This window comes from Fusobacterium ulcerans (genome assembly GCF_003019675.1).
GTDB classification, from domain to species: domain Bacteria; phylum Fusobacteriota; class Fusobacteriia; order Fusobacteriales; family Fusobacteriaceae; genus Fusobacterium_A; species Fusobacterium_A ulcerans.
Genome location: NZ_CP028105.1, coordinates 1593402 through 1606581 on the forward strand (window position 1 = coordinate 1593402; position 13180 = coordinate 1606581).

General features: G+C 34.0%; 8 protein-coding genes, 1 tRNA gene and 2 rRNA genes. 9 read left to right on the forward strand and 2 right to left on the reverse strand.

All coding sequences use genetic code 11. From position 1 onward, the window contains the following. The first annotated feature begins 9 nt into the window (after positions 1-9). The 7 genes from C4N20_RS07460 (at position 10) to C4N20_RS07490 (ending at position 7997) form a co-directional block, all read left to right on the forward strand. Positions 10-2920: ribosomal RNA gene (locus C4N20_RS07460) — 23S ribosomal RNA — on the forward strand. A gap of 70 nt (positions 2921-2990) precedes the next feature. Then, positions 2991-3107, forward strand: a 5S ribosomal RNA gene (rrf, locus tag C4N20_RS07465). Positions 3108-3117: 10 nt separating this feature from the next. Further along, positions 3118-3193: transfer RNA gene (locus tag C4N20_RS07470), tRNA-Asn, on the forward strand. Positions 3194-3231: 38 nt separating this feature from the next. Then, a complete protein-coding gene (gene ybaK / locus C4N20_RS07475; RefSeq protein WP_005978644.1) occupies positions 3232-3702 on the forward strand; it encodes a Cys-tRNA(Pro) deacylase in 471 nt (156 codons plus the stop codon). Positions 3703-3756: 54 nt separating this feature from the next. Next, the gene (locus tag C4N20_RS07480) at positions 3757-4254 is read left to right on the forward strand and encodes a GNAT family N-acetyltransferase (RefSeq protein WP_005978646.1); all 498 of its coding nucleotides are present in this window, start codon (positions 3757-3759) and stop codon (positions 4252-4254) included. A gap of 62 nt (positions 4255-4316) precedes the next feature. Next, positions 4317-5699, forward strand: coding sequence for an MATE family efflux transporter (locus C4N20_RS07485; protein ID WP_005978648.1), 1383 nt, complete (start codon positions 4317-4319; stop codon positions 5697-5699). A 774-nt stretch (positions 5700-6473) separates the two neighbouring features. Further along, positions 6474-7997 carry a flotillin family protein gene (locus C4N20_RS07490; RefSeq protein WP_005978650.1) on the forward strand — a complete coding sequence of 508 codons (1524 nt, stop codon included), beginning with the start codon at positions 6474-6476 and terminating at the stop codon, positions 7995-7997. A 54-nt stretch (positions 7998-8051) separates the two neighbouring features. Here C4N20_RS07490 and C4N20_RS07495 read toward each other — a convergent pair whose 3' ends face one another. Next, positions 8052-8774, reverse strand: a complete 723-nt coding sequence (locus tag C4N20_RS07495) for a LytR/AlgR family response regulator transcription factor (protein WP_005978652.1) — start codon at positions 8772-8774, stop codon at positions 8052-8054. Between the two features lie 9 nt (positions 8775-8783). Beyond that, a complete protein-coding gene (locus tag C4N20_RS07500; RefSeq protein ID WP_051006455.1) occupies positions 8784-10466 on the reverse strand; it encodes a sensor histidine kinase in 1683 nt (560 codons plus the stop codon). A gap of 185 nt (positions 10467-10651) precedes the next feature. On the opposite strand from C4N20_RS07500, the gene C4N20_RS07505 reads away from it, so the two are divergent. Together C4N20_RS07505 and C4N20_RS07510 are read left to right on the forward strand one after the other, a co-directional pair. Further along, a complete protein-coding gene (locus tag C4N20_RS07505) occupies positions 10652-12091 on the forward strand; it encodes a carbon starvation CstA family protein (RefSeq protein WP_005978655.1) in 1440 nt (479 codons plus the stop codon). A 496-nt stretch (positions 12092-12587) separates the two neighbouring features. After that, positions 12588-13169, forward strand: a complete 582-nt coding sequence (locus C4N20_RS07510; protein ID WP_005979560.1) for a hypothetical protein — start codon at positions 12588-12590, stop codon at positions 13167-13169. Positions 13170-13180: the final 11 nt, after the last annotated feature.

Consider the following 13180-nt stretch of genomic DNA (forward strand, 5'->3'; position numbering starts at 1 on the left):
AACAAAATAGGTTAAAATAATTAAGGGCACACAGGGAATGCCTAGGTAGTAAGAGCCGATGAAGGACGTGGTAAGCTGCGATAAGCTTGGGTTAGCTGCAAACGAGCGCCAACCCCAAGATTTCCGAATGGAGCAATCTGCTAAGATGGAGTCTTAGCACGAAAGAGGGTACCGAGTGAACTGAAACATCTAAGTAACTCGAGGAAAAGAAAGTAAAAACGATTCCCCAAGTAGCGGCGAGCGAACGGGGATGAGCCTAAACCATATAAGTGTCAAGGATACAGCCGTTGCTTATATGGGGTTGTGGGAAGAACGTTTGAAGAACTGTAAGATATTCAACATATCTAATGACCGAACTGGAACTAGTTGGAAAGCTAGATCGTAGAAGGTGATAATCCTGTACAGGTAAACTCATTAGAATGTATGTTCTCTCCCAAGTAACATGGAACACGAGGAATTCTGTGTGAATCTGCGAGGACCATATCTCGTAAGGCTAAATACTCTTACTAACCGATAGCGTATAGTACCGTGAGGGAAAGGTGAAAAGAACCCCGGGAGGGGAGTGAAATAGAACCTGAAACTGTGTGCTTACAAGCGGTCAGAGCTCTTCGGAGTGATGGCGTGCCTTTTGGAGAATGATCCTGCGAGTTACGTTCAGTGGCGAGGTTAAGTATAACGGAGCCGAAGGGAAACCGAGTCTGAACAGGGCGACATAGTCGCTGGGCGTAGACGCGAAACCTGGTGATCTAAGCCTGTCCAGGGTGAAGCTGTGGTAAGACACAGTGGAGGCCCGAACTCACCGCCGTTGAAAAGTTGGGAGATGAGGTAGGTTTAGGGGTGAAAAGCCAATCGAACTAGGAGATAGCTCGTTCTCTCCGAAATGCATTTAGGTGCAGCCTTGAGTGTTTAATTATGGGGGTAGAGCACTGAATGAACTAGGGGGCATATTGCTTACTGAATTCAATCAAACTCCGAATACCATAATTCAAAGCTCAGGAGTGAGACTATGGGAATTAACTTCCATTGTCAAAAGGGAAACAACCCAGACCACCAGCTAAGGTCCCTAATTATAACTAAGTGGGAAAGGAGGTGGAGATTCACAAACAACCAGGAGGTTGGCTTAGAAGCAGCCATACCTTTAAAGAGTGCGTAATAGCTCACTGGTCGAGAGTCTCTGCGCCGACAATGTAACGGGGCTAAGTTATAAACCGAAGCTGTGGAATTGCGTAAGCAATTGGTAGGAGAGCGTTCTGTAGGCCGTTGAAGGAGAAGCGTAAGCAACTCTGGAGGTATCAGAAGTGAGAATGCAGGAATAAGTAGCGAGAAAGGGGGCGAGAATCCCCCTCGCCGGAAGACCAAGGTTTTCAGGGTAAAGCTTGTCTTCCCTGAGTAAGCCGGGACCTAAGCCGAGGCTAAAATGCGTAGGCGAATGGAAAACAGATTAATATTTCTGTGCCAGTTATATTTTGTGATGGAGGGACGCAGAAGGGTATGTGCGCGGGAGAACGGAAGTTCCCGTAAAAGCATGTAGAGTGGTCTAGTAGGAAAATCCGCTAGATTAGACTTGAGGTGTGATATATAGTCGTAAGATGAATGCACAAATCCCACGCTGCCGAGAAAAGCTTCTAACGTTAAGGTATAACTGCCCGTACCCGAAACCGACACAGGTGGTCAGGATGAGAAATCTAAGGCGGACAGGCTAACTCTCGTTAAGGAACTCTGCAAAATTGCCCCGTAACTTTGGGAGAAGGGGTGCCCCTGGATGTTAACAGCTACGCGCTGTAAAGCATTTGGGGGTCGCAGTGAAGAGGCTCAAGCAACTGTTTAACAAAAACACAGGTCTATGCTAAGCTGTAAGGCGATGTATATGGGCTGACACCTGCCCAGTGCCGGAAGGTTAAGAGGAGGAGTGAGAGCTCCGAATTGAAGCCCCGGTGAACGGCGGCCGTAACTATAACGGTCCTAAGGTAGCGAAATTCCTTGTCGGGTAAGTTCCGACCTGCACGAATGGTGTAATGATTTGAGCGCTGTCTTGACGGGAGGCCTGGTGAAATTGTACTACCGGTGAAGATACCGGTTACCTACAGTAGGACGGAAAGACCCCATGGAGCTTTACTGTAGCTTGGTATTGGGTTTTGGCATTGCATGTATAGGATAGTTGGGAAACTATGAAGATATGGCGCTAGCTGTATTGGAGTTGTCGGTGGAATACCAACCATTCAATGTCGAAATTCTAATCTGTGGTTTGTAGCCACGGAAACAGTGCTAGGTGGGCAGTTTGACTGGGGCGGTCGCCTCCGAAAGAGTAACGGAGGCGTTCAAAGGTTCTCTCAGGTTGGATGGAAATCAACCGCAGAGTGCAATGGCATAAGAGAGCTTAACTGCGAGACTGACGGGTCGAGCAGGTGCGAAAGCAGGACATAGTGATCCGGCGATTCCGAATGGAAGGGTCGTCGCTCAACGGATAAAAGCTACCCTGGGGATAACAGGCTGATTTTGCCCGAGAGTCCATATCGACGGCAAAGTTTGGCACCTCGATGTCGGCTCATCGCATCCTGGGGCTGGAGAAGGTCCCAAGGGTTGGGCTGTTCGCCCATTAAAGCGGTACGTGAGCTGGGTTCAGAACGTCGTGAGACAGTTCGGTCCCTATCCACTGTAGGCGTTAGAATATTGAGAAGATCTGTCCTTAGTACGAGAGGACCGGGATGGACAAACCTCTGATGTACCAGTTGTCACGCCAGTGGCACAGCTGGGTAGTCACGTTTGGAACGGATAACCGCTGAAAGCATCTAAGCGGGAAACCAGCTTCAAGATAAGTATTCTTTAAGACTCCTTCGAGACTAGAAGGTTGATAGGTTGGGGGTGTAAGAGCTGCGAGGCTTTTAGCTGACCAATACTAATAAGTCAAAGTTTTAACCTAAAGATTGAAAGCGCGAAAGCGTATGCTACTATATAGTTTCAAGTGTCTATTAGAAATAATACACACACAGCTTGGTAAGAATAGCTGCGGGGGTACACCTGGTCCCATTCCGAACCCAGAAGTTAAGCCCGTAAACGCTGAAAGTACTTGGAGGGAAGCCTCCTGGGAGGATAGGAACTTGCCAAGCACAAATGTGTGCTTCCTTAGCTCAGTCGGTAGAGCATGCGGCTGTTAACCGCAGTGTCAATGGTTCAAGTCCATTAGGAAGCGCCATTTTTTTATTTTTTGGAAAATTTTTTCAGGAGGTCATTATGAAGAAAACTAATGCAATGAGAGAGCTGGATAAAAATAAAATAAAATATGATTTTGTAGAATATGAAGTAGATGAAAATGATCTAAGTGCAATATCAGTATCAATAAAAACAGGACAAGATATAACAAAAATATTTAAAACTTTGATACTTTTAAATGAAAAAAGAGAGATGTTAGTAGCTTGTATTCCTGGAAGTGATAATATAGATCTAAAAAAATTGGCAAAACTTTCTGGAGATAAAAAAGTAGAAATGCTTGAAATGAAAGAACTTTTTAATATGACTGGATATATTAGGGGAGGATGTTCTCCTGTTGGTATAAAAAAGAGGCATAAGGCATTTATGCACCAATCAGCTTTAACTAAAGATACAATATTTGTAAGCGGAGGAATGAGAGGCATTCAGATTATAATATCTCCAACAGACTTAATAAAATATTTAAATATGACAGTAGGAGACATAATAGTTTAGAAATTTTTTCTTTTATATGGTAAAATTCTATTATAAAGCTCAAGGGGTGGTTATATGGAATATTTTATCAGAGATATGAAAGATGGAGATTGGAAAGATGTAGCAAGAATATATGAACAGGGAATAGAATCAGGAATAGCTACTTTCAGAAAAGATTTGCCTGATCAAGAGTCATGGAAAAAAGCACATTTAGAAATATGCAGATTTACATTATGTAATAAAGATGGTAAAATAGTTGGATGGACAGCACTAAGTCCAACATCAAGCAGGATAGATTATTGTGGGGTAACCGAAGTAAGTATATATATTGATAAAGCTCATCAAGGAAAAAAACTTGGTGAATTTCTTTTAAATAAGGTAAAAGAAGAAGCTGAAAAAAATGGAGTATGGACTTTACAGTCTTCCATATTTCAAGTGAATAAAGCAAGTGTGAAACTTCATAAAAAATGTGGATTTCGTGAAGTAGGCTACAGAGAGAAGATAGCAAAAGATAGAAATAATGTTTGGCAGAATACAGTTTTGATGGAATATAGAAGTCGAACTATATATTAAACTATATGTATATGGATAAAAATAAAATATAGTAATAAAATTTTGTAATAGTGGGGGACATTATGGCACAAAATGATTTATATATAAAGATGACAGAAACAAAAATATCAAAACTGATACCAAAACTAGCAATACCTACAATAATAAGCATATTGGTAACTTCTGTTTATAATATGGCAGATACATTCTTTGTAAGCCAGATAGGAACATCTGCATCAGCAGCAGTTGGAATAAATTTTTCCGTAATGGCAATGATACAGGCTATTGGATTTACTTTGGGAATGGGAAGTGGAAATTATATATCAAGAAGTCTAGGAAGGCATGACAGAGAAGGTGCTCACGAAGCAGCAGCTACAGCATTTTTTACAGCATTGATATTAGGAGCCCTTTTAGCGATTCTAGGTCTGATGTTTTTAGATAAGTTTGTAAGAATGCTTGGAGCTACAGAAACAATTGCTCCCTATGCAAAAGATTATGCTAAATATATTCTTATAGCTACACCATATATGTGCTGTTCTTTTGTTTTGAATAATATAATTCGTTCTCAAGGAAATGCTTTTTATTCAATGATAGGAATAGGAACTGGTGGAATACTTAACATGGTTCTTGATCCACTATTTATATTTAAATTTAATTTAGGGATATCAGGAGCAGCTTTGGCAACTATAGTGAGCCAGTTTATAAGTTTCTTAATATTAATGTATATGTGTAATAGAAATAAGGAACATGTAACAATAAAATTAAGTAGTTTTAAATTCAGACTTACCATGTATAAAGAAATACTACGTGCAGGACTTCCTACACTTTCAAGGCAGGGGCTTGCCAGTATGGCAGCTGTTGCATTAAATGTATGTGCTTCTCCTTTTGGAGATGCAGCTATTGCAGCAATGTCAATAGTATCAAGAATAATGATGTTTATAAACTCAAGTCTGATGGGATTTGGGCAAGGATTTCAACCAGTATGTGGTTTTAATTATGGAGCTAAAAGATATGATAGAGTATTGGAAGCTTACCATTTTTGCTTAAAAGTGGCAGTAATTCTTTTAACAACTTTGGGAATTATATGCTTCATATTTGCTCCAGATATTTTAGCTTTGTTTAGGAAAACAGATCTTGAAGTTATAGAGATAGGAGCTCTTGCGTTGAGATTTCAGTGTATGACTCTTCCAATACAGGCGTGTATAATAATGGCAAATATGCTTACTCAATCTATTGGCTATGGATTTATGGCTACTCTTGTGGCAATGGGAAGACAGGGAATATTTCTTATTCCAGTACTGTTCATATTTCCAAAAGTTGGAGGAATAAAAGGATTACAGCTATGCCAGCCTTTTGCTGATGTATGTACTTTTATACTTGGAACTATAATAGCATTTAAAGTAGTGAAAGATTTAAAACTTCGTATGCTTAAACAGGAAGAAAAGAGTGAAGAGAAATATCAATAAATAATAATGAAAAAAGAATAATAGCAAATAATGAATGGAAATTCACATGCTGGCTTTATAGTAGAGAGACAATGATCTATTATGAAGGCAGCATTTTTTTATGGAAATTTATATTTCTTTTTTCTATTTTTATATATTTAAGAATATAGATTTTAATATAAAAGTAAAAAGTTCTTTAATTATATAAAAATTATAATATATTGTTTGCTGTTTTTTTAAAAGAAGAGACTTGTTAGTGGAATTATATTAAATATTTTTATATAAAAAAAGAGGAAGTATTTATACTTCCTCTTAATAATCGCAGTAAAATTATATTTGTATGCCATTGATTATAAAATAATTATACACTATAAAACAAAATATATCAACTATTTTTTTAAATATTTTATAAATATTTTTGTATGTAAAATTAAATTTAATTAAAATGTGAAATTAAGATATAAATTAAAATTTAATAAATATGAAAAAATATTAAATTATACTAAAAAAAATATAAAAATTAAAATATAAACTTTTTTTTAAAAATATTTTTATTTTTGATGTTTTTGTGTTTTTATTGTGAATAAAAAATATTTTTTTATTTTAATTTGAATATTATCTTTTGAACTGCTGTTAATAGTATTTATAAAAGAAAAAAAGTATAAATTTATATATAAAATTAATAAAAAATATAAAATATAGACTTTAATAACTAAATAGTGTATATTAAAATAGAAATATATTTTATTTTTATTTAAAGTAAAATAGAAAAATATAAACTATGGGGAGGAATTTATGTTTTTAGGCTTAGGAGTTTCTTTAATTATTTTTTTAGGAGTTATATTGATAGGTGGAGCAGTTCTTATATATCGGAAATGTCCCAATGATGTTATTCTTGTAAAGTATGGACTTGGTGGAAATAAGATAATAACATCCAATGGTACATTTATACTGCCAATAGTTCAGGGATGTAAAAAACTAAATTTAAAACCTATGAATATAGATATAGATTTGAGAGAAGACTCAAATGTAGTATCTAATGATAAAATTAGAGTGGTAGTAGAAGCAGATGCAACTTTTGCTATATCAAGTTCACCAGAAGAAAGAATTATAGCTTCACATAGACTATTAAGTTTCAACGATAATGAAATATGTGCATTAGCTAAAGAAATACTTACTGGACAGACAAGAACAATTATATCAGAAATGGAATTTGAAGATTTGCTACAGGATAGAGTTCTATTGATGACAAAAGTTAGTGAAAATGCTGAAAAAGAGTTGAGTAAATTAGGACTTGATTTGATTAACTATAATATTAAGATGATAAAAGATATGGATGGAATTACAGAAATGCTTGGTAAAAAAGCATCAGCTCTTGCAACTTCAGATGCACAAATAGCTGTGGCAGAACAACAGAGAAAATCTGATGTAGGGGTAGCAGAAGCTAATGCTCAAAGAGATATAGCTGTAACTGAACAGGATAAAATAAGACAGATACAGGTATCGAAAACTAAAGCAGTGATAACAGAAGAAACAATCAAAGCTGAACTTATCCAAACAAATGCTACTCAAAATAAAATGGCTGAAGAAAAAAGAATGGAGTCTGAATCTCAAAAAGCTCAAAATCTTTATAGAATAGAAACTGAAAAATCGATTAATTTAAAAGAATTGGATAAAGAAAAAGAGATTAAGCTTCAAGAGGAAAGTTTAAAGCAGGAGATAGCAGATAAATCTAAAGAAACTGTTAAGAAACAGGCAGAAGTTGCACTAGAAACTCAGAGAGCAAAAGAAATAGTTGAAACAAAAGTATATAATGAAAAACTTGAAATAGAAAAAATTACAGAACTTAAATTAAAAAAACTTGAAGCAGATAATCAATTGGAAATAGCTAAAATAAAAGCAGATGCAATATTAATAGAAGCAAGGGCGGAAGCAGACAAATTAAAAGCATTAGCAGAAGCAGATGCAATCAAAGTAGCATTACCTATTGAGAAAAAAGCTGAAGCGGAGAAAAAACTTTTAGAAGTATATGGACAATCTGGAATTATGGGGCTTAAACTTATTGAAATACTTCCACAACTGGCTAAAGCACAGGCAGATGCAGTGGCTAATATAGATATCAACAGCTTGAATATAATAGCTGGTGATGGGGGATCAGGGTCAACAGATGGAAGTAATGGAGCAGGAAATCAAATAGCAGGAATAGTAACAGATATAACAAGAGCTATACCAGCTTTCAAAATGGCAAATGATATAGCGAAATCTATAAATATGCCAGAACTTTCAATAACTGGAGATAATTCAAAAAAAGAAAAATAATAAAATTGGAGGATGAGGATTCATTCTCCAATTTTATTATTTTTTATAAAACTTTTATTTTATAACTAATATTTCTTTAAATTCTTTTATGTTATTTCTGCTGACAGGAACTTTAAATTTTAAATCCTGTATTTTTAAGACATAAGTTCCATTAAACCAAGGTTCAACCTCTGTTATTTTATCAAGATTTATCATATATGATCTGTGGGTTCTATAAAATTTGTTTTTAGGTAACATTTCTTCCCATTTTGAAATTTTTATTTTTGAAGAATAAGAATTATCTTTGGTATAAATCATACTTTCTTTTTCTCCTGCTTCAATGTAATAAATGTCATCAATAGAAATAACATACATTTTTTCATCAGAAGTAACTGTTACTTTATTGATTTTATTAGTATCTTTTATATGCTCTATTTCTTTTTCTTTTGTAAGATTATCTAAAAGCTCATTTATTCTTTTTTCAGAATAAGGTTTTAGAAGATAGTCAAAAGCTTTAATTTCAAAGGCTTCAGCAGCATATTCTTTATAGGCTGTAATAAATACTATTTTTAAATTTTCATTTAGCTTAGAAAGAATTTTTCCAAGACTCATACCATCAAGCTCAGGCATATTTATATCAAGAAAAACTATATCTGTCTTGTTTCCTTGAAGGTATTTAAGAGCATCTAAAGGGCTGTCAAATTCTTTTTCAAGTTCTATTCCACCATGTTTTTCTATAAAGAATTTCAACTCTTCTCTAGCTGGAAACTCATCTTCTATAATTACACATTTAAACATTATTTCCCCCTATTCTATATAAAAGGATATTCTAGTTCCTTTTTCTAAACTTTCAATAACTAGTCCTTTTCCATACATTAATTTTATTCTGTTGTGAACATTTTTAAGTCCAATACTTTTTTCCATTCTTCCATCTAATTCTTCTATTATTTTTGGATCAATTCCTATTCCATCATCTTCAATAGTCACAATACATCCCTTATCTTTTTTCTTGGCAGTGATATATACATGTCCTCCACCTCTTTGTCTCAGGAGACCATGTTTGATACTGTTTTCAACTAGAGGCTGAATAGTAAGACTAGGTATTTTTATATTTTCCAATCCTTCTTCTACATCGTATTCTACTGAAATTTTATCCCCAAAACGAGCTTTTTCTATGTTAACATAAGCTTTTACCTGAGTGAGCTCCATATCAAGTGATACTACTTTTGAAGCATTTTCCAAATTGTAACGAAGATATGTAGATAAGTCGATTATTACTTCTTTTGCTTTTGCTGGGTCCATTCTTACAAAAAATGCAGTAGTATGAAGTGCATTAAAGAGAAAATGAGGATTAATCTGTGTTTGTAAAGCTTTTAGTTCCGCATCCCTTGCCATAGCTTTGAAGTTTTCGACAGTACTTATTTCTAATTGAGTAGATATGAGCAGCGAAAGTCCTTCAGCAAGGTATTGATTTCGGGCAGTTACATTTTCAGCTTTATCAAAATATATTTTAAGAGTCCCAGATACTATTCTTTCTCCCTGAAAAAGAGGTGATATTATACATGACTTTATTTTGCCTGTGATACAATGAAAATCTTTGATACCATTTTCTTCTCCTAAAACTAAAATTTTTCCAGTTTTCAATACCTGCTTTGTTGCTTCACTTCTTATATCAGTATGATCAATTTTAAACTCATCAGATATAGCATAGCTAGCAATTATATATTTATCATTGGTAATGACGACTGCCTTAGCATCCAGAGAATTTAAAATTATTTTACAAACTTCATTTAAAGACTCCCCTTTTCTAAAATAAGGAAGAGTTTTATTTGCTATTTCAAGAGCTAGTTTCGCCTGTTTTCCAGCTATAATCTCTTTTTCAGAAATTATATCTTGAATAATGAGAATGACTATTGAAACTCCAATAGCATTAGCCAGTATCATTGGAAAATAAATTTTGGAAACTATATCTTTTGCAAGTTCAAAATCTGATCCCAATAGAAGTATCAGCACCATACTGAGATTTTCTACAATGAATCCTCCAAGAAACCCATATAGGTAGCAGTTTTTTTCATTAGTTTTTTTGTAGAGATGAGCAGTGATAAAACCACCTGCCATAGTAGCAATAGCACATGGAACAGTAGTTATAGAACTTGCATCCACAAAAAGTCTATGAATACCAGCGATAAGTCCCACTAAAATTCCAACTTCTGGACCAGCAAGGATACCTCCTACTACAACCCCGATATTTCTTACATTTACTATTGCACCACGATAATCTACCCCTGTATATGTACCAATTATAGCAAGACCTGAAAAGAATGCTGAAAGGAGAAGAATGTCCTTTTGACTGTATTTATTTCTTGTAAATATATTTTTAGCACTTTTAAACTTTGTGAAAAAGAAAGCTATAGCAATAATATATCCTAAATTGTTTAACAAATGACTGGTTAATTTTAACAATTTATATCCCCTCCCAATAATAGACATAAAAATTATACCATAAAGAATAGAATATAAAAAGTGATATTAAAGGATTTATTTTTGCATTTTAAGTATCAATTTTAACCTTTTAAAGAACAAAGCATTCTTTTTATAGGCTTTAGGTGTATTATCTAAGATGTAGAAAATTATATTATTATATCTAAATAAAATATAAATGGGAGGCAGGTTGTATGTATAGTTTTATTATTTCAATAATTGCTCTAATAGTTGGTTATATTGTTTATGGTAAGATAGTTGAAAAAATATTTGGTATTGAACCAAGCAGACTTACACCATCAAAAAAATTAAGTGACGGTGTAGACTATGTAGAGATGGGATGGAAAAAAGCATTCCTTATTCAGTTCTTGAATATAGCAGGAACAGGACCTATATTTGGAGCAGTAGCAGGAGCAATGTGGGGTCCAGCAGCATTCTTATGGATCGTATTTGGATGTATATTCGCAGGAGCTGTTCATGACTTCTTAATTGGAATGATGTCTTTAAGAAAAGATGGAGCAAGTGTTGCAGAACTAGTTGGGGAAAACCTTGGTAATGGAGCAAGAAAACTTATGGTAGTTTTCTCAATAATTCTTCTAGTATTGGTTGGAGTTGTATTTATAACAAGTCCAGCAGCTATTTTGAATGACCTTACAGGTATAGATAAAATGGTGCTTATTGCTATTATCATAGTATATTACTTAGCAGCAACTGTATTACCAATAGATAAAATAATTGGAAGAATTTATCCTATATTTGGTATTGCATTATTAGTTATGGCAATTGGAATTGGAATCGGAATTGTTGTTGAAGGATATCATATTCCAGAGATAGCTTTTGAAAATTATCATCCAGCACATCAATCAGTATTCCCTTATTTGTTTATCACAATAGCTTGTGGAGCAATCAGTGGATTCCATGCTACTCAATCTCCAATGATGGCTAGATGTCTTCAAAATGAAGTTGAAGGAAGAAAAGTGTTCTATGGTGCAATGATTTCTGAAGGAGTTGTAGCTCTAGTATGGGCAGCAGCAGCAATGAGTTTCTTTGGTGGAACTCCAGGGCTTGGAGAAGCATTGAGTCATGGTGGAGCAGCAGTTGTAGTAAATAGAATTTCTACTTCAGTATTAGGAAAAGTTGGAGGAGCTTTGGCTCTATTAGGAGTAGTTGCTTGTCCAATAACATCAGGAGATACAGCTTTTAGAAGTGCAAGACTTACAATAGCAGATGCAATTGGATATAAACAAGGTCCAATAGCAAATAGATTTTTAATTGCTATACCTTTATTTGTAGTTGGTATTGCATTATGCTTCATAGATTTCAATATTTTATGGAGATATTTCAGCTGGTCAAATCAAACATTAGCTACAATAGCTCTTTGGGCAGCAGCTAAGTACTTGAACAACCATGGTAAAAATTATTTTATTGCTCTTCTTCCAGCAATGTTTATGACTGTAGTTGTTACTGACTATATAGTTATAGCACCAGAAGGATTTGTAAGATTCTTCCATGGAACTCCAGTAGCTACGATAGAAATGGTTGGATTAGTTTGTGGATTGATATTATCAGCAGTATGTACTTTAGGATTCTTTAAAACTTTGAAAAAAGAAAAAATTTCTGAAGCACATGCATAATTTGTAAGAAAATAATTTAAAGATAAATTAAATAAAAAAAATTTTTATGACTGAATTTAGAGTTATTCTAGATTCAGTCTTTTTTTGTCATATTTTTTCTTTTTCCTTAACTTAAAAATCTTTTCTAAACAGCCATTCATATTTTTAGAAGTTATTATTTCTATTTTTTGTTTATTATATATTCAAAAATTATGTACATTCTTTTATAAAAAAATAAGTGACAGTTGTTGCCTATAAAAGCAAAGAGTATAAAAAACATGTAAAAATAAAAGATTTATAATATGCTTTTATTTGTACGCGAAATAATAATATGTTATAATTTAGTTAATAAGATTGTTATGTAAACGTTTTTAATTTATAAAAATGATAAAAAATGTTCTAAAAAATTAAAATTCAGAATATTTGTTTGGCATAAAAAAGAGGGGGGATTTATTTTATTGTTTTTAATTAAACTACAACATCTTGAAAGCAATTTAATTTTAAGGAGGAAAGAGATATGAAAAAAGTAGTTACTATGTTTCTTTTTCTATCTTGTTTGACAACAGCACTTTATTCACAGGAAGTAAGTGAAAAAGAGGGGAGAAAAGTTCTTGAACAGATAAGAAGAGAAATTCAGGCTGAAGAAAAAGCAAAACTGAAAGCTATTGAAGATGCTGAAAAAGCAAAAGCTGAAGAGGAAAAAGCCAGAATAGCAGCTGAAAAGGCAGAGGAAAAAAAGGGAAAAAAAATACTTGAGGATATTAGAAGAGATATGAATGAATCTCTTGAAGAAAAAGTATTTAGAAGTGACAATAACCCTGAAGCTAGAATAGCAGCAGCTGGAGCAGCTTTTGAAATTGGAAAGGAAAGAATGGCATTTCTGAAAATGGAAGAAGAAGAGATTGTGAAACTTGAAGAAGTTTTGGGGATGGAACCTAATGAAAACAGAGTATTTTTAAGTCAGAAATTTGATGAAGTATATGATCAGTTTAATTCAAATAATAATGAAATTGAATTACTTTTATTAGAAAATGAGAAACTTAATGAATACTTGAGTAGATTAGATAGAATGGAACAGAAAGTAAGAGCAGGAAATTAAATAGGGGGAAG